The following is a 17,893-nucleotide window of genomic DNA, read 5'->3' on the forward strand; positions in this document are numbered from 1 at the left end:
GTGCGGCCGTCCGCGGCGGCTACCGGGGCGCGATCACGTCCTCGGTGCTTTTCGGGCGCATCCGTTCCCGCACCAACGAGACCGCGATCACCAGCACGGCCACGAGCACGGAGAGCAGCACCTGGCTCCGTCCGCCGCCCTCCCTGTCGTCGGTGAGCATGTAGACGAGCACGAACGAGATCATCGCGATCGTCGCCCACGTCAGATAGGGGAACAGCCACATCCGGACGACGAGCTTCTCCGGGTCCTCTCGCAGGATGATTCCCCGCATCCGCAGTTGCGAGAAGCAGATGACCAGCCACACGAAGAGCGCGACCGCGCCCGAGGAGTTCAGCAGGAACTGGAACACCGTGTCCGGCCACAGGTAGTTGAAGGCGACCGCCACGAAGCCGAAGGCCACGGAGGCCAGGATCGCGGCCTGCGGGACACCTTGCGCGCTCGTCCGTACGAAGGCCTGCGGGGCGTCGCCGCGTTGGCCCAGGGAGAAGGCCATCCGGGAGGCGGTGTAGAGGCCGGAGTTGAGACAGGACAGCACGGCGGTCAGCACGATGAAGTTCATGATCTCGCCGGCGTGCGGGATGCCGATCGAGTCCAGGGCCGCGACGTACGACCCCTTCTCCTCGATCGCGGGGTCGTTCCACGGCAGCAGGGAGACCACGACGAGGATCGAGCCGACGTAGAAGAGGCCGACCCGCCAGATCACGCTCCTGGTGGCCTTCGCGACCGCCCGCTGCGCGTCCGGGGACTCGGCGGCGGCGAGGGTGACGATCTCGCTGCCCATGAAGGAGAAGACGACCAGCAGGATGCCGGTGAGGATCGCTCCGGGACCGTTCGGCAGGAAGCCGCCGTGTTCGGTGAGGTTGCCGAAGCCTGTCACGGCGTTGTCGGAACCGGGCAGCACACCGGAGATCGCCAGGCCGCCGAGGACGATGAAGCCCGCGATGGCGACGACCTTGATGCCCGCGAACCAGAACTCGAACTCGCCGAAGGAACCGACCGAGACCAGGTTCGTGGCGGTGAGGACCACCATTACGATCAGTGCCCAGGCCCACTGCGGTACGGCCGGCACCCACCCTTCCAGGATCACGGCAGCCGCGGTCGCCTCCACGGCGAGCACGACGACCCAGAAGAACCAGTACAGCCAGCCGATCGAGAACCCGGCCCAGCGGCCCAGCGCCCGGTCCGCGTAGGCGGAGAAGGAACCGGAGGTCGGATAGGCCGCGGCCATCTCGCCGAGCATCCGCATCACCAGGACGACCAGGGCTCCGACCAGGGCATACGACAGCAGGATGCCGGGTCCGGCGGCGGTGATGCCGGAGGCGGAGCCCACGAAGAGGCCGGCGCCGATCACACCACCGATGGCGATCATGGACAGATGGCGGTTCTTGAGACCGGCCTTCAGACCCGACTGCTCCGGGGGCTGACCGCCGGCGGGTGGAGCGGTGGCGGGTGGAGCTGTGGCGGGGGCCAGAGAGTCAGGGGCGCGTGCAGTCATGTCGACATCCGTCCAAAGTGGGGTTGGGGAGTCATGCGAGGGGAGTGGCTGCCGTGTTCACCGGGTCACCGGTTCACCGATCTCCGGATCTCCGGATCGCCTCGGCGGCGGGGACGAGCAGGCCGGTCCGGCAGGGGCTGCCATGGCCCTGAGGGTTCTCGAAAGCGTTCACGATGCGGGGCGCGGTGTTCGGATGCTGTGCAGGTGGTGGGGTCACCGCACGTCGGTGCTGCGCTCCGTCTCCTCGTGAGAGGCGGTCCGCATCACTTGCGGAGATGGATTTGCGCAAGCGTATGGGGGGTCATGAGGTGATGTGTTTGTGCAGCACGACAAATCCGCCTCCGATGGCTGTACGACCGGCCGATGCGGAAGGAAGCGGGATCAGGCGGTGGGCGGCGGCAGCCGCAGCTGGAGCATGGCGAGCAGACGCTGGTCAGGACGGCTCATCTCGAGACCGGTCAGCTCCTCGGCCCGGCGAATGCGGTAGCGCAGCGTGTTGGGGTGCACGTACAGCTGGGCGGCGGCGGCCCGTACGTCACCGAAGGAGTTCAGGTAGGTCAGGAGGGTCTCCACCAGGCGGCTCTGGTGCCGGCTGTCGTGCGCGACGAGGGCGGTCAGCCGTGGATCCCGTATCTCGGGACGGTCGGAAAGCAGCGTCAGCACTTCACTGACCAGTACTTCCGCCTGGATGTCCGGCAGCGCGGCGACCGCGGTGGGTACATCGGCCCTCAGCATGGCGTCGAGGATGCGGTCGGCCTCCCGGCGCGACTCCGGGGCGTCCCCTAGGCCGGGCACCACGCACCCGACCGAGCCGCGCAGTGGCAGGCCCAGGTGGCGGCGCGCGGCTTCGGTGATCTCCTGGCCCCAGCCGCGCAGCGTGTCCGTGTCGATGCTGCGCGGCAACTGGGGCAGGAGCACGTAGATGCGGGGATCGACCTGCGTGACCAGCGCGCTGCGGTGCCGGGCGGCTATGTGCACGGAGACCAGGTTGGTGACTTCGGCATGGGTCAGCTCCGGTGCGGCGACGACATCCGCGGTTCCGTAGGAGAAGCCCAGGACGGCGGCCGGACGGGTCGCGTCGAATCCCAGGTGGGTGGCCAACGGCTGCGGCCCGGTGTTCCCCTCCAGGAGTCCGGCCAGCAGGGTCCGGGTGAACGTCAGTCCCTCCGAGAGCTCCCGGCGACGGCGCACCAGGTGGAGCGCGGCGACCCGGGCGGCCCCCAGCAGTGCCTGGTCCGAGCGTTCGGACAGCGGAGTCGAGCCCTCCTGCACCCAGATGGCCCCCAGTTGCCGGTCCCCGGACCGGATGGCCACCGCGAGCCGGCGGCGGATCCCCAGCTCGGGATGGCTGTCGATGCTGATCACCTCGTCGCTGGAGTGCAGGTGCTGGAACACCCCCCACTCGCGTAGCTTCGCCAGATACGCCTCCGGTCCCTGCCAGCCGAGGATGGAGCGCCGCCGCAGGTCGTCGATCTCGTCGGAGTCGGTGGAGCGGGAGTACGCCAGTACCCGGTTGGCGGCGTCCTCGATGCTGACGGTGCCGCCGGTGAGGATGGCGGTGGTCTGGGCGAGCGAGAACAGGTCGCCCTCCGCGGCCCCTTCGCCCGGGCGGCCCGGCAGCGCGTCGTCGAGGGCGGCGCGGGCCAGCGCGTTCACCCGTTCCCAGCGCGCTTCGCTGCGCAACGAGAGCAGGGCGACCCCGGCCTCGGCGGCGATCTCACTGAGGCCCGCGGCCTGGCCGGGGCCATCCAGTTTGACCACGACGCCGGCGGCTCCGTGCCGCCCGGCGGCCCGTAGTGCGGGATAAGCGGCTCGGCCACGGGCACCGATGACGAGAACCAGCTCGCCCGGCTGAGTGGTCGACGGGTCCTCGGGATCGAGCAGGGCGACGCCGCGGATCTCGACGTCCAATCCGGCGGGAGCGGCCTGCACCTCCACCAGCGAATCACCGAGCGCCATCAGCAACTCGCGCAGACTGACGCCCGCTGTGAGCGGAGGTACCTCGGCCGAATCCATGATCGTCGCCTCTGCTGGGAGCCATGCCGAGCCGTGATGCTATCCGTCCGGCAACAGGGACCGCACCAGGTCATTCGTGGACCGCCGCGCGTGCGACGGCACGATTCCTTTCGAGGGGGAGTACGAACACGGGGGGCGGCGCGCGGCCGTATCCGCGGCGAGGTCGTCCTCCGCGTTCTGTGTCGACGAGTACTGCGCCGGGGCGGCGGGGATCGAGTTCGCGATCAGGCGGGTGGACCGGAAGTTCCCGGCGCAGGGGCCTGGTGGTCCGTTACACCCCGCCTTCGGCGCTGCGGCTCGGGCGGGGACGCATCAGCCCCGCCGCGCACACCACCACGGGTACGGCGACGGCGGGCACGGTCCACCACGGGATGCCGATCCACACCGCCGGCAGGCCCACCCCGAAACAGACCGCGATGGTGGTGAGGAGCAGCCGCTTGCCGTACGGATTCCAGGTGCAGGGCTCGTAGTCACGGGGCCTGGCCAGACGCACCGCACCGAACACGAGTGCTTGAGCCGCGACGAGCCCGGCGAGCACGCCGATGGCGGCGTTCATCTGGAGTTCGTCGCGGGGCGCCTCCGAGGTGTTCTGCCGTACACCGTCCTTGCTGAGCACCACGATGTCGCGGCGCCAGGCGGTGGCCGTGACCTGGTCGCCGGACTCGAGCCGCTCCAGGAGCGGCCCGGGGTCGCCGAAGGACACGGTTCCCCGCCAGGAGTCCTGGTCCGTCAGGGTCGCCTCGTAGGAGGATCCCTTCTTGGCGGGCTTGTTCACCGTCTCCTCCACGGTGAGGTGCCAGGTGCTCAGGCAGTCCGTCCGCCCCTGCTCCATCGCACGGGAGGAGCACGGCTCGGCCGCGCGGTAGTCCCGGTAGCGCTCGCTGTCGGAGGGCAGCCACCAGCTGAACACCACGTAGCAGGCTGCCGCCGGGATCAGGGACAGCACGATCAGCAGCACACCCGTGAACCGCGCCCGGCCCGGTGACCGCCGGCCGGCACGGCCCTCGCTCGGCGGCCTGCCCGCGCCGGAGGTCGTAGTCATCGCTCGTGTGGTCATCGCCTGCCTCCTCCGCCCCAGCCTTCCTCAGCCGGGAGCGGGAACACCACGAGGTCGGACGGCAGTCTGGGAGGAGAAGTGGCTTCCGTATCCCGGCAGACGCAGCCGCGAGGGGGCCGTCGAAGGGTGGGATCGGATCGCGGGATCCGATCCGGAGATGTCGTGGCGGGCGCGCCCTCACCAGGTTCCCCGCCCAGAGCTGAGCAGGGGAGATCCAGCCGGCCGCCGACAGCCGTCGTCCTTTCCTCGTCCGATCTGCGAAAGGTGGACGAAAGGGTCGGATCACGAGGTCGTACGACCCTTGTCCCGAGGCCGGCCGTCGGAAAGTCCGGCACCGTGTGGGGCCATGCGGGATTCGGGAAGTCACCGCCGTCCGACGTCGCTCACCAACCGGTGGTGTCAGGCGCGTTCCGCCTCGGTCGTCTCCTCGGCGGCCGTGGCCCGGGTGCGACGACGGCTCAGCAAGGCGCTTCCCACGATCACCAGGCCGATGGCGACGACCCTGGCGGCCTGGTGGTAGCCGGCCGCCCACTCCTCCGGGGCGCCGGGCAGCCGGAAGAAGAACCACGCTGCCACGAGACCGCCGGTGGCGATCAGTGCGACCGCCCCCCACGTCCCGAGGCCCGCCCACCAAGGCTCCAGGTGGTCACCCCGTTCGTCGGTCCGCTCGACGTCCTTGTCGGTCACAGTCTGTTCTCCTGTGCGTGGGGGGACGGTCGTGAGGAAAGACGCGGGCCCGGTGCGGGCGGTTCACCGGGCCGAACGCTCCCCCGCTGAAAGCCGGCATCGGCCGGCCGACGAAATCCCCCCGCTCGCCCGCCCCTTCGAGCGGGAGGTGGACGACTCCCGCCGGGACGTCGGCCCGACCGGCGTCAGAAACGCCACCCGCCCGCTCCGGCTCGGCCTGAGTTCCGCCCCCCCGTACCGCCGCGGGCCTCCACCGCGCTTCCCGAACCGCCCGCATCGACGGTCGCCCGCCACCGTCACGAATGCGCCGTCCTCGGCGTGCCCGCCCGGCCGGCCGCCGCCCCTCCGTCACGGACGACGACGAGCGCATTGCGCTACCGCCGGCAGGGGCCCTGATGATCAAGATCGAATACCACCGGGCACGGCCCTTCCCCCGTGGCGGGTGAGGCACGGGGCGCGCGCCTCGGGTGCGATGGACAAAGCGGCGGGCGGCCGGCCGCTGCCCGGCCTGCCCTACCGGCGTACCGGGCCGACTCAGCGAGGTGGACGGCGTCGGTGCCGTGCTCTCGGCGGCATCGCTCTCGCCGGTTTGCTGGTCACACCGCACCTGCCGACCGCCCGGGACAGCCGTCCGCGGCAGCCAAACGCGGCAGCCGGGCGCCGGTGAACCGGCCGAAGTGACCGGCTCAACGCGTTGAGACCAAGGGAGTCAGGCGTGTCCAGAACCAGAACCAGAACCAGGGCCGGCCCGGCCACGGACCGGCGGGCGCGCCGTGCCGAGCGCCGGGTCCACGCGGATTACACGGGCGGCGTCTACGGATCCATGCTCGCGGCCTCCGTGGTGCTCGGCGCCGGTTCGCTGGGCTCGTTCCCCCGCACCGAGCTGGTGCTGCTGCTGTTGCTCACCGGCGTGGTGTTCTGGATCGCGCACGTACACGCCCAGTTGTTCGGGGCGCGGCTGGCGCAGCGGACTCTGGACCGCCGGGTGGTGCTGCACGTGTGCCGTGACGAGTGGCCCATCGTCAAGGCCGCTCTCCCGCCGGCCGCCGCGGTGGCCTTCAGCCCGCTCCTGGGTCTGGACGTGCGGGGCGCCCTCTGGCTGGCCCTCGCCGTCGCCGTGGCCGAGCAGGTGGGCTGGTCCGTGGCCGCGGCGCACCGTACCGGTGCTTCCCGGCGGCTGATGGCCGCCACCGCGTCGGTCAATCTGCTGATCGGCCTGCTGATCATCTCCTTCAAGTTCGTTCTGAAGCATTGAGAACGCAGGGGCCCGGTGTCCGCAGCCGGGCGGAGGGTCACCTGTATCGGGTGATGCCCGGAGGGAGCAGGGAGGGGAGGATCACGGGGAAGGGCGCCGTTCGCCCGTCACCGGCAGTCCGTGGGAGGACAGCCCGTGCGCTGTGAGATCCGAGTCGAGGGACATCTGTCGGAAACGCTGGCCGAAGCCTTCCCGGAGCTGGGCCGGGCGGTGATGTCCGGTCAGACCGTCCTGTTCGGCCCGGTCATGGACGAGGCGCACCTGTACAGGCTGCTGGCGCGCTGCCAGTCACTGGGACTGCGCGTCGTGGAGATGCGACAGCTTCCGGAGTGACGGGACCGGGCGATGCGCGGTGCCCGGGGACTCCCGCCTCGCGGCCACGCCGGCGTCGAGGGACCACCCGTGGTGGGTGATCCCGGCACCCGGTGACAGACGTGACCCTGGATCGGTCAGGTCCTCGCGCACCGCCGGGCATGCACCGCCCCGTCGGCGCATCCGGAAGCGACCGACCGATCATGCAAGGAGGAGCCATGTCCATGTCGCGTGGTCCGGCATCGCGTACCGGGCCGGAACACCGGCCCGGCGGAGCGGCCCTCGATCCGATGGGCGATCCCGCACGCGCACTCGCGCGGCTCGGCCGTTCATGGACCTGGCTCCTGGGCTCGGCCGTCGTGACGCTGGTGCCCGGCGTCCTGGTTCTGGTCTGGCCGGAGGCGACCCTGCACGTCCTGGCGGTCCTCATCGGCCTGTACCTGCTGGTGACCGGGGCGTTCCGGTTCGTGGCCGTCTTCGCGCGGGAGGGGCACGAGCGGCTCCCGGGGCTGCTCCTGGCCGTGCTGTACGTCCTGGCCGGGGTGTTGTGCCTGCGGAACCCGCTGCAGACGATCGCCGTGCTCTCCCTGATCGTCGGGGTGGTCTGGCTCGTCTCCGGCGTCCTCACCCTCTACACGGCCCTCGCGGACCAAAACCTGCCGCACCGCGGCGTCGTCCTGGGCACGGCCGTACTCGCCATCGTCGCGGGGATCGTGGTCCTCGCCCTGCCCGCCGAATCGGCCCGCGCCCTGACCCGGTTGCTCGGCCTGTGGCTCGTCCTGCTCGGTCTGGCCGAGGTGGTGGTCGCCTTCGCGTGGCGGGCCGCGCTCCGAAGGACGCACCCCACGGGGCCGCACACGCCCGTCCCGACGGCCTGACACCGCGACCGCCGCGACCGCCGCGGAGGAGCGCCCATGAACCCGGCCACGCTCCCGGGACCGCCTGGCTCCGACGGAGCCGCGGACCCGGAGGGCGCCTTCACCGCCGACGAACGAGCGGAGTACGAGCGGCTGCGCCGTCACGCGGCGGTGCGACACCGGCGGGTACGCCTGGCGGGCTCCTCGGTCCTCCTGCTCCTGACCTTGCTGCTCGCTCCCCTGGCCGTCGTCGCGGCCTGGGTCCAGGACACGGTCTCCGACACCGACAGGTACGTGGAGACGGTCGCGCCGCTGTCGTCCGACCCGGCCGTGCAGGAGGCCGTGATCAACCGGCTCACGGACCGCGTGGTGGAGAACGTGGACGTCGCGGCGGTGACGGACTCGCTCGCCGAGGCCCTCCAGGACTCCGGAGCACCACCGCGCGTCGTGGCGGGGGCCGAGTCCCTCGAGGGCCCGCTGCGCAACGCGGTCAGGACCACCGTGGACCGTACTGTCAGCCGCGTGATCACCAGCGATGCCTTCCAGCAGGTGTGGGAAGGCGCCAACCGGCGGTCGCACGCCGCGGTGGTGGCCATGCTCACCGGTGACGGCACGGCTGCCGTGCGCGCCGGGGGCGGCACCGTTCGGCTGGATGTGGGAGAGGTCGTCGACCAGGTGCGGGAGCGGCTCGTCGACGCGGGCTTCGACAAGGCGGCCGCCATCCCGGACGCCGACCGGACGGTCACGCTGTTCCAGACCGAGGAACTGGGCAAGGCGCAGGACACGATGCGGCTGCTGGACGTCCTCGGCACGTGGCTGCCCGTCCTGACCGTCGTACTCGCCGCGCTCGCCGTGTGGACCGCCCCGGCACACCGCGTGATGCTGATGATCGCCGGGGCGGGTGTCGGCGTGATGACGGCGGTGCTGCTCGTCGCGCTGGCCGTGGTCCGACGGGTCTACCTGGACTCGGTGCCGCCCTCGACGCTGCCGCCCGACGCGGCGGCGGCGATCTACGACACGTTCGTCCGCTTCCTGCGTGACAGCACGCGCACCCTGCTGGTCGTCTCGGTGATCACGGCACTGGTGGCGTACCTGTACGGTCCCGGACGCGCTGCCCGCGCCGTCCGCACGACGGCGCGACGGGGCATGACGGCCGCCGGCCGGGCGCTGCACCGCGCCGGAGTGCTCACCGGGTCCACCGGGCAATGGCTGGCGGAGCATCAGGCGTGGACCACCGGCGGCGTCTTCACGGCCGGGGTGCTGGCGCTGGTGCTCTGGAACCACCCCACGGTCGGAGCCGTGGTGCTCGTGATCGGCGTCGTCCTGGCCGTCCTGGTGGGCCTGGCGATCCTCGCGGCCGCCGCACCCCGTGGCCACGAAGAGTCCGGCCCCTGATCCGAGGGCGGGAACCCGTCCGCCGACGGCGCCTCACTCGGTGCGCACACTCACCCGCGTCGGGTGAGGCCGCCCGGTGCTTGCCGTGGGCACGCTGAAGACGGCACGGAACCGCTGCCGGGCGAGCGCCCGGGACGGAGGACGGACATGAGCTCACCGACCTACCTGGCGTACGACTACCCGCTGCTGAGCGCCTTCTGGACCATGCTCTGGTTCTTTCTGTGGATCATGTGGTTCATCCTGCTCTTCCGGATCATCACCGACATCTTCCGCGACGACCGGCTGAGTGGCTGGGCGAAGGCGGGCTGGCTGGTGTTCTGCATCGTCCTGCCCTTCCTGGGCGTGTTCGTCTACGTGATCGCCCGCGGCAGGAACATGGGCCGCCGAGAGGTCTCCCGGGCACGCGCACAGCAGGAGGAGTTCAACGCCTACATCAGGCAGACCGCGGCCGGCGGCCGCCCCAGCAGCGTCGACGAGCTCGCCAGGCTGTCCGAGATCCACGACCACGGCACCCTCACGGACGAGGAGTTCCGCAGGGCGAAGGAACTGGTCCTGACCGGCCACGGCCCGGCGGAACACTCGGGCTCCACCGCCCGCGCCCCCGGCCGCTGAGCACCCGCACACCACGGAACGAGGCGCAGGATGACCGCGGCACACACCAGTCCGGCACACACGGCGAGGCAGGAATGGGCATCCAGCCTGACCGTCTTCGCGGCCGTGATGCTCTTCCTCGTCGGCCTGCTCGACGTCCTCCGGGGCATCATGGCCATCGCCGAGGACGACATCTTCGTCACGACACCCCACTACGTGTTCGAGTTCGACCTGACCAGCTGGGGCTGGATCCACCTCGTCCTGGGCGCGATCGCCATGATCGTCAGCATCGGGCTGCTCCGGACCGCGCCGTGGGCGCGCGTCACCGGCGTGGCCATCGCCGGACTCGTCATCATCGCCAACTTCCTCTCCATGCCGTACTACCCGTTGTGGTCGGTCGTGATGATCACCATCTCGGGCTTCGTCATCTGGGCCTTGTGCGTGGTCCAGCGCGGCAACCTCTTCGACCTGTCCGGGGAGCGCACACCGCGCGACGTGTGAAGCGGCCCCGGCACGGCGCGGACGGCGTGAGAGAGGGCGAGGCCGGCGCGTGCCCGGGAGCGCGAGGAGAAGGGCCGACAGGTGGGACGACACGGAGGCAGCCCGAGGGGATCGGGTGAGGCGGGGGGCGCGACCGCACGCGAGGGCGGTGCCGGACCGGCCCGCCTCGCCCTGCTCGCCCTCCTGGGAAGCATCCTGGTGCCGCTCGTCGTCGCCGGGCTGCGGAGCGTGCTGTGGGTGCTGGTCGGCATCGCGGGGCTCGCGCTCGCCGCCGTCGGCGTGTGGTGGGTCCTGGCACACACAGGTGTGCTCCGTGTCCTCGGGGGATTCCTGTCGGTGGCCGCGCCGGTCACCGTGCTCGCCCTGTACGCCGTGTTCGGCATGCTGGGACCGGCCCTGTTGTCCCTGGCCCTGTGGGCGCTGGCCGTCACGGCGGCACGTACGGCCCTGGCACCCGGTCGCACCGCCTCCGAACAGGCTGTCGTCACGGCACCCCGCGCCCCCTGGATCCTCATGAATCCACGCTCCGGCGGCGGCAAGGTGGGCCGTTTCCAGCTGGCGGAGAAGGCGCGGGCGGCGGGCTGCCGGGTGGTCCTGCTCGACGCGGGCCAGGATGTCACCGAGCTGGCCCGGCAGGCCGTCGCCGAGGGAGCCGACCTGCTGGCGGTGGCGGGGGGCGACGGCACCCAGGCACTGGTGGCCGAGGTCGCGGCGCGCCACGACCTGCCGTTCGTGGTGATCCCCGCGGGCACCCGCAACCACTTCGCCCTCGATCTCGGCCTCGACCGCGACGATCCGGCTGCGGCCCTGCAGGCCCTGAGCGACGGCGTCGAGCTCCGCATCGACCTCGGGTACGCCGCGGACCGGGTCTTCGTCAACAACGCTTCGTTCGGAACGTACGCGTCCGTCGTCACCGACCCCGCGTACCGGGATGCCAAGGCGCGCACGACCCTGCGCACCCTCCCCGGCCTCCTCACCGGCGAGGACACGCTCAGCCTGCGGACACGGGCCGGCCGCACGCACCTCGACGGGCTCCAGGCACTGCTCGTCAGCAACAACCCCTACGGACGTGCCGTCGACGCGACCCGTCCGGGGCGCAGGGAGCGGCTGGACTCGGGGCTCCTCGGCCTGGTGTGCGTGCGGGTCGGCAACACCGCCGAGGCTGCGCGCATCGTGCGCGGTCCGCGCTCCGGGGGGCTCGTCCGGCTGAACGCCGAAGAAGTCGTCGTCGAAGCCGGCGGGGACACCCTCCCGGTCGGCATCGACGGAGAACACGTCGTCCTGCCGTCGCCCGTCGTGTGCCGCAGCGCGCCCGGTGCCCTCCGGGTCCGCGTGCCACGCCGCCGCCCTCACACGCTGCGAGGCAGCGGAGCGGCGGCCGACTGGCCGCGCGTGGCACGGTTGGCGCTGGGTCGTCTGCTACCGAGCCGGGAGCAGGACGTCGCGGCGGTCCGAGAACCACCACCGTGGTGATCCACTCGGGCGTCTCGCAGTTTCCGCGTGCAAGATCCCTTCGTCGCGGCTGAGCAGCCACTCCGTGCGAACGCACCCGATGAGCTCGCCGGTGAGGGGCCGGGCCCGGCCGCCAACGGGCCGGCGTCTGCAATGACAGGCCGACGACGATCACGTCCGGCCCCGACCTACACTTCGCGCTGCAGATCGTAAAGAGGTTCGAAACATTCGAATGATCACTCCCTCATCTTGCTCTCGAATGTGATGGATTCAGGTGATCAATTTTCAATCCGGTCGGTGCGCATGAGTCAGACCAGGTGAAACGCACGACCGCGGAATCCGCCGCAAGCGAATGTTTTGGGATCACTACCGAAACTATTGACAGTTGACGAGCCCACATCAAAACTGTTCGCCATCGACAGCGCTCTCTCACTGTCGAGCCGGGTCGCCACCGTGCCCCGGTCCTCCGGTCGCCCGACACCCCCGCGACCGGCCAAGTCCGGCCGCGTCGCGCGACGCACGAGCGGTCGCCGTCACCTGCTCCGCAGGGTCGTGTCACGCTGCCTGATCCCCCACCGGCCTCACGAGGACGAGGAGGAAGCACGCACATGAACGACGTATCCGCACACCACGCGAGCCGCAGACACGGCCGCTTCGGGCCGCTCAGCCGCTTCAGGCTGCTCATCAGCAGTTTCTGCACCACCGTGCTGGTCGCTGTGGCCTCGGTAGCCCTGCCCGGCACCGCCCACGCCGACACGGTCGTCACCACCAACCAGACCGGAACCGACAACGGCTACTCCTACTCGTTCTGGACCGACGCACCCGGCACGGTCTCCATGACCCTGAGCTCCGGTGGCACCTACAGCACCTCCTGGCGCAACACCGGGAACTTCGTCGCCGGCAAGGGCTGGGCCAACGGCGGACGCAGGGCCGTGACCTACTCGGGCACCTTCAATCCGTCCGGCAACGCCTACCTGACGCTCTACGGATGGACGTCGAACCCGCTCGTCGAGTACTACATCGTCGACAACTGGGGCACCTACCGGCCCACGGGAACGTTCATGGGCACCGTCACCAGCGACGGCGGTACCTACGACATCTACAAGACGACGCGGTACAACGCCCCGTCCGTCGAGGGCACCCGCACCTTCGACCAGTACTGGAGCGTCCGGCAGGCGAAGCGGACCGGCGGAACCATCACCACCGGCAACCACTTCGACGCCTGGACCCGCGCCGGAATGCCCCTGGGCACCTTCAACTACTACATGATCATGGCGACCGAGGGATACCAGAGCAGCGGCAGCTCCAACATCACGGTGGGAGGCACCGGTTCGGGCGGTGGTGGCGGCGGAAGCGGCGGATGCAGCGCGACCCTGTCCGCCGGCCAGCAGTGGAGCGACCGGTACAACCTCGACGTCTCGGTCACCGGCTCCAGCAACTGGACCGCGACGATGAACATCCCTTCCCCCGCGAAGGTCCTCTCCACCTGGAACGTCAGCGCCACCTACCCCAGCTCCCAGGTACTGACCGCCAAACCCAACGGCAACGGCAACAACTGGGGCGTCACCATCCAGCACAACGGCAACCGGACCTGGCCAACGGTCTCCTGCAGCACGAACTGACCCGCGAATCAACGAAGCTGGAGGAGGACCACTCCGTATGAGAACCGGACCGCATCTCTCGCTACGCTCCCTGGTCACGCGGCTGGCCGTCGTCGCGATGGCCGCCGCGAGCACCCTCACCGTCAACACCGCCCCGGCCCAGGCCGCGGCCTGCAACGGATATGTCGGGCTCACCTACGACGACGGACCGTCCGGCAGTACGCCGAACCTGCTCAACGCACTCAAGCAGAACGGGTTGCGGGCCACGATGTTCAACCAGGGCCAGTACGCCGCAGCCAACCCGGCGCAGGTCCGGGCCCAGGTCGATGCCGGCATGTGGGTCGGCAACCACAGCTACACCCATCCGCACCTGACTCAGCAGAGCCAGGCTCAGATCGACTCGGAGATCTCCCGGACCCAGCAGGCCGTCGCGAACGCGGGCGGCGGCACTCCGAAACTGTTCCGTCCGCCGTACGGCGAGACCAACTCGACGGTGAAGTCGGTCGCGGCCAGGTACGGTCTGACCGAGATCATCTGGGACGTCGACTCGCAGGACTGGAACGGCGCCAGTACCGACGCGATCGTGCAGGCCGCCGCCCGGCTCACCAACGGCCAGATCATCCTCATGCACGACTGGTCCGCCAACTCGCTCGCCGCGATTCCGCGGATCGCACAGGGGCTGGCCGGTCGTGGCCTGTGCGCCGGAATGATCTCGCCGCAGACCGGCCGCGCCGTGGCACCCGACGGCGGCGGCTCCGGTGGTGGCGGAAGCGGCGGATGCAGCGCGACCCTGTCCGCCGGCCAGCAGTGGAGCGACCGGTACAACCTCGACGTCTCGGTCACCGGCTCCAGCAACTGGACCGCGACGATGAACATCCCTTCCCCCGCGAAGGTCCTCTCCACCTGGAACGTCAGCGCCACCTACCCCAGCTCCCAGGTACTGACCGCCAAACCCAACGGCAACGGCAACAACTGGGGCGTCACCATCCAGCACAACGGCAACCGGACCTGGCCAACGATCTCCTGCAGCACGAACTGACCCGCGAATCAACGAAGCTGCAGGAGGACCTCTCCTGCGGCATGGCCGCCATAGCCTGTTTTCCCGGGCCAGACGCGCTCAAAGCAACGTTTACCCAGGTAAGGACCTTGATCAGGGAAGACTCCTGAAGCGGGTGTCGCAGGTTCGAATCCTGCCGGGGACACAGTGGCCAAAGGCCGGTTCGAGGGGCTTGCTCCCCCGAGCCGGCCCTGCTGCATGATCGCGTCCGCACCGCGCTCGCACCACGAAGTCCGTGGTGCTCCCACCGCGTCGGTGCCCTGGCGTCAGCCTTCGTGGGGCGCCCTCGGTCGGGTGACCGGTACGACGGTGAGGAGGTCGTCCAGCCCTTTGAAGTCGTCGGGGTCGGTGGTGAAGAGGGGAAGGTCCTCGGCCACGGCGATGGCGGCGATCATCAGGTCGGCCACCCGGCGGCGCGGCTTCCGGCCCGTACTGATCACCGCGGCGCAGATGCGACCGTAGATGCGGGCCGCGTCGGCGTCGAAGGGAATGGGATCGAACTCGTGCTCGGCGCGTTGGAGGACGTCGAGCCTGCGGGCGCGTTCGGCGTGTTCGTCGTAGCCGCTCTGTTCGTCGTTGCGACGGACCTCGTGCGGACCGGCGGACAATTCGGCCAGGGTGATGGCGGTGATCGCCATGCGGAGCACTTCAGCACCGCGCCAGTCCGGTCGAGGCGACCCCCTGGCACCGAAACGGCTGAGGCTCAGTGCGGCGACCGTACGGTCCTCGTCGTACGAGAGGACCACGGGCTCGTCACCAAGCTCTCTCAGGCGGATAGGCTCCGGGCATGGACGTCCGCGTGGAGACCATCCGGGAAGCGAGTCAGGAGCTGGTCGACGCATTCGGCCGACTGCTGCCGCAGCTGTCTTCGACGGCCAAGCCGCTCGATCATGAGGCGGTCGACCGGATGGTGACGTGTGACGCCAACACCGTGCTCATCGCCCGGGCGGCCGACGGCATCGTCGGCACCCTGACTCTGGTACTGCTGCCCCTGCCGTCGGGGTTGCGGGGCCGGATCGAAGACGTTGTCGTCGACAGCTCTGCGCGCGGTCAGGGCGTTGCCGGCCTCCTCATCCAGGAAGCCTTGCGGATCGCCGACAAGGCTGGTGCCCGGACGGTGGATCTCACGTCACGGCGGGATCGCGAAGCCGCGAACCGGCTGTATGAGCGTCTCGGCTTTGAGGCCCGGCAGTCAACGGTCTATCGCCTCGCATGAGCCCGGCGGATCTGTCACGAGCGCCCCTGGTACCTGGCATCGATCGCTGACATCGACAGGCGCGTACGACACTCGATGACCGCGGTATCAGCGCTGTGGACCGCAATGACCGTGCAGTCGGTGGTTCGGGACGAAGAGTTCGTGCCAGACGCATGCCAGAACGTACGGGGATCCGCGGGAACGCCGGGGAACGCCGGGGGATCAACGAACCCGCCCACCAGGCGCGACAACCTTCCGCCGTAGGTCAGCCCCGCAGTGAGCCCTGCCGTCGTCGCCGGCAAGGGGCCGCGTCCAAGGAGTGACGAGGAGCCTGCCGCGGAGGACTACGGGGTGTGCACGGGCTCCGGTACGGGTGGTGCGTGGGCAGGTACCCGCTCCGGCTGCTGCGGCCCGGGCGGGGCGGGGGCGAACAGCCAGCCGGTGGACGGCCGGGTCAGCGGACGGACCAGGTGGCGCACCGGTGGGGACCCGAGCACCATCGTCAGCAGAATCGCGCACAGCACCAGACCGACGATCTCGATCGGGGTGTTCACCCGTGATATCCAGCCCAGTTCCCGGACCGGCAAGATGACCAGCGGGTGCAGGAGGTAGATCGTGAACCCGCCGGCGCCCAGCGTGGTGATCAGCGGCAGCCGCCGCCGGGGCATCAGCCGCAGCAGACAGAGCACCAGGGCCGCGGCCGAGGCCAGTACCAGCAGTCGGATGACCCAGGCCCATTCCAGGCTCAGCGGGTCGGCGACGGAGTAGGGATGGCGCATGGAAAGCCAGTTGCCCTTGATGTCCCTGTGCCACAGCCACCCCACGACGCAGGAGGCAAGGATCCCGGCGGCCGCCACGAACAGGCTCCAGCGGCTGGTGAACCAGGTGCTCAGGAAGCCCTGGCCGATCCGCCAGCCGAGATAGAACAGCGGGAGGTAGACGAGCGTGCGGCTCGCCGAGAAGGCCAACCCGAACTCCTCGACGTACCCCACGGCGAGGGCGACGCCCGTCGTGACGAGCAGGGGGTGACGCAGCTGGACCACCAGCGGCAGGAGCAGCCGCCAGAAGAAGAGGGACATGAGGAACCACAGAGTCCACGGCAGTTGGACGACATGCACGGTGAACTCGTTGCCCATCCAGTACTTCTCCAGCGAGTAGAGCAAGCTGAACGCGAGGGCGGGCAGCACGATGCTCTGCAGCAGGGTGCGCAGGGAACGGGGGCCGAGGGGCCCCGCACTGCTGAACACACCGGCCAACATGACGAAGGCGGGCACCCGGAAGGCCCAGGTGGCGATGTGGAAGGAGTGCAGCACTTCTTCTCGCGCCAGGAGGCTGCCGCCGGTGTGCAGGATCACGATCAGCGCGGCGGAGAGGAACCGGGCGTTGTCCCACCACGGATTCCTGGCCCGGTCCGCCCCGCCGACGCGGTCGGTGGAGACAGCGGTGGCACGTCTCGGGAGTGGTTTGTCCATCATGACGGCGGGCTCCTGACAGCGGCTCGACAACGTAATGGGCCGCCGCACCGGTGCTCGACTTGACGGGGCTGGGCATACCGTGACGATCTCCGTGAAGGGCTCGGTTGCCGGCTCGGGTTCCCACGGTGAACTCCGCATGTACACCAGGAGCCCCGCGACGTACCTCTCGCCGGCGCCCTCGCCGCATCGGCTCCCTCGTACCGGGTCGGCCGCAGAGAGGGGCGAGGGCGATCGGCGCAGGGACCGTGGTGCCGGGGACGGAATTCATGCCCGGCAGCCGCTGCAGGATGCGTCGGGGCGAGAGGCGGAGGCCGCGCCACCGGGCAAGACCCGGGGCGAGAAGGAGCGATCTCGGCTTGCTCAAGCCGCTCCCTGCGGTTTCTCCGCCGGCAGGGAGGCTGGGAGCGGGCCTGGTCCGCTGATGAATGACGGCCCGCAGCTTCTCGCGTCACTTCCGCGCGGCCTTGCGTCGCGGCCGTGCGACGCGTCATGGCGTGCTCGGCGAGCCGGGCAGCGAAAGCCCGGCACTCTCACAGCTCCTCGACAGCGGTCAGTGGAACAAGGCTCGGGTTCCACCGAGTGAATTCGGCCGCCCACGAGCAGCGGCCGATGTGACAGCGGGAAGTCCCTTGCACACCGACAAGCGACGGGCGGGAAGCATCCCCATGCCGAAGTTCCTCATCCAGCCTGGAGGGCGTCTTCCCGCGTTCGCCTCCATCGGGCCGGCCGGCACGAAAGGCCGGTCGCCGACTTGCGGCCTCGTCGTAAGCCTTCCGGGCAGTTGCCCGGTCCCGCGTCCCGCGCCTTGAGCCGCAACCAAGGGGTCGGGAGTCAAGCCTTGTCGTGCCGGAGACGAGCGGACCCGACCTCTCCCCGGGCACCGACCAGTCGATCAAGGGCAGCGGCACGTTCGGCGGGGGCCGGTGCTGTCAAGCCGTAAGCCCACG

The 17,893-nt window shown here is 70.2% G+C and carries 16 protein-coding genes; 10 read left to right on the forward strand and 6 right to left on the reverse strand.

The features are described from left to right. Positions 1-19 precede the first annotated feature (19 nt). From OHB56_RS18400 to OHB56_RS18415, 4 genes are all read right to left on the reverse strand, one after another. Positions 20-1,495 carry an amino acid permease gene (locus tag OHB56_RS18400; protein ID WP_406354484.1) on the reverse strand — a complete coding sequence of 492 codons (1,476 nt, stop codon included), beginning with the start codon at positions 1,493-1,495 and terminating at the stop codon, positions 20-22. Positions 1,496-1,876: 381 nt separating this feature from the next. Continuing rightward, positions 1,877-3,511 carry a helix-turn-helix domain-containing protein gene (locus OHB56_RS18405; protein WP_326753262.1) on the reverse strand — a complete coding sequence of 545 codons (1,635 nt, stop codon included), beginning with the start codon at positions 3,509-3,511 and terminating at the stop codon, positions 1,877-1,879. A gap of 271 nt (positions 3,512-3,782) precedes the next feature. Then, positions 3,783-4,568, reverse strand: a complete 786-nt coding sequence (locus OHB56_RS18410) for a hypothetical protein (protein WP_406354486.1) — start codon at positions 4,566-4,568, stop codon at positions 3,783-3,785. 399 nt (positions 4,569-4,967) lie between these two features. After that, a complete protein-coding gene (locus OHB56_RS18415; protein WP_326753264.1) occupies positions 4,968-5,255 on the reverse strand; it encodes a hypothetical protein in 288 nt (95 codons plus the stop codon). 715 nt (positions 5,256-5,970) lie between these two features. On the opposite strand from OHB56_RS18415, the gene OHB56_RS18420 reads away from it, so the two are divergent. From OHB56_RS18420 to OHB56_RS18460, 9 genes are all read left to right on the forward strand, one after another. Continuing rightward, positions 5,971-6,510: a hypothetical protein gene (locus OHB56_RS18420; RefSeq protein ID WP_406354488.1), complete on the forward strand. Its 540-nt coding sequence runs from the start codon at positions 5,971-5,973 to the stop codon at positions 6,508-6,510. Positions 6,511-6,645: 135 nt separating this feature from the next. Continuing rightward, positions 6,646-6,843 (forward strand): hypothetical protein, encoded by a 198-nt coding sequence (locus OHB56_RS18425; RefSeq protein ID WP_326753266.1) that lies wholly within the window; start codon positions 6,646-6,648, stop codon positions 6,841-6,843. 197 nt (positions 6,844-7,040) lie between these two features. Next, entirely contained in the window at positions 7,041-7,700 is a 660-nt protein-coding gene (locus OHB56_RS18430) for a DUF308 domain-containing protein (protein ID WP_326753267.1), read from the forward strand. Positions 7,701-7,736: 36 nt separating this feature from the next. After that, positions 7,737-9,074: a hypothetical protein gene (locus tag OHB56_RS18435; protein ID WP_406354489.1), complete on the forward strand. Its 1,338-nt coding sequence runs from the start codon at positions 7,737-7,739 to the stop codon at positions 9,072-9,074. A 147-nt stretch (positions 9,075-9,221) separates the two neighbouring features. Then, a complete protein-coding gene (locus OHB56_RS18440) occupies positions 9,222-9,686 on the forward strand; it encodes a PLDc N-terminal domain-containing protein (protein ID WP_406354490.1) in 465 nt (154 codons plus the stop codon). 30 nt (positions 9,687-9,716) lie between these two features. Continuing rightward, a complete protein-coding gene (locus tag OHB56_RS18445; RefSeq protein WP_326753269.1) occupies positions 9,717-10,166 on the forward strand; it encodes a hypothetical protein in 450 nt (149 codons plus the stop codon). A gap of 81 nt (positions 10,167-10,247) precedes the next feature. Then, positions 10,248-11,639, forward strand: coding sequence for a diacylglycerol/lipid kinase family protein (locus tag OHB56_RS18450; protein WP_406354493.1), 1,392 nt, complete (start codon positions 10,248-10,250; stop codon positions 11,637-11,639). A gap of 587 nt (positions 11,640-12,226) precedes the next feature. Next, the gene (locus tag OHB56_RS18455; RefSeq protein WP_406354495.1) at positions 12,227-13,240 is read left to right on the forward strand and encodes a glycoside hydrolase family 11 protein; all 1,014 of its coding nucleotides are present in this window, start codon (positions 12,227-12,229) and stop codon (positions 13,238-13,240) included. 37 nt (positions 13,241-13,277) lie between these two features. Further along, on the forward strand, positions 13,278-14,258 hold the full coding sequence (locus tag OHB56_RS18460; RefSeq protein ID WP_406354497.1) for a polysaccharide deacetylase family protein: 981 nt from the start codon (positions 13,278-13,280) through the stop codon (positions 14,256-14,258). Between the two features lie 284 nt (positions 14,259-14,542). Here the strand turns inward: OHB56_RS18460 and OHB56_RS18465 are convergent, their stop codons facing one another. Further along, positions 14,543-14,914 (reverse strand): type II toxin-antitoxin system VapC family toxin, encoded by a 372-nt coding sequence (locus tag OHB56_RS18465; RefSeq protein WP_406354499.1) that lies wholly within the window; start codon positions 14,912-14,914, stop codon positions 14,543-14,545. 149 nt (positions 14,915-15,063) lie between these two features. Here OHB56_RS18465 and OHB56_RS18470 point away from each other — a divergent pair, with 149 nt between their 5' ends. Next, positions 15,064-15,492 (forward strand): GNAT family N-acetyltransferase, encoded by a 429-nt coding sequence (locus OHB56_RS18470; protein ID WP_055629117.1) that lies wholly within the window; start codon positions 15,064-15,066, stop codon positions 15,490-15,492. A 323-nt stretch (positions 15,493-15,815) separates the two neighbouring features. Here OHB56_RS18470 and OHB56_RS18475 read toward each other — a convergent pair whose 3' ends face one another. Further along, a complete protein-coding gene (locus OHB56_RS18475; protein WP_406354501.1) occupies positions 15,816-16,946 on the reverse strand; it encodes an acyltransferase family protein in 1,131 nt (376 codons plus the stop codon). Positions 16,947-17,893 lie beyond the last annotated feature (947 nt).

This window comes from Streptomyces sp. NBC_01635, from assembly GCF_045209715.1.
Taxonomy (GTDB): domain Bacteria; phylum Actinomycetota; class Actinomycetes; order Streptomycetales; family Streptomycetaceae; genus Streptomyces; species Streptomyces hirsutus.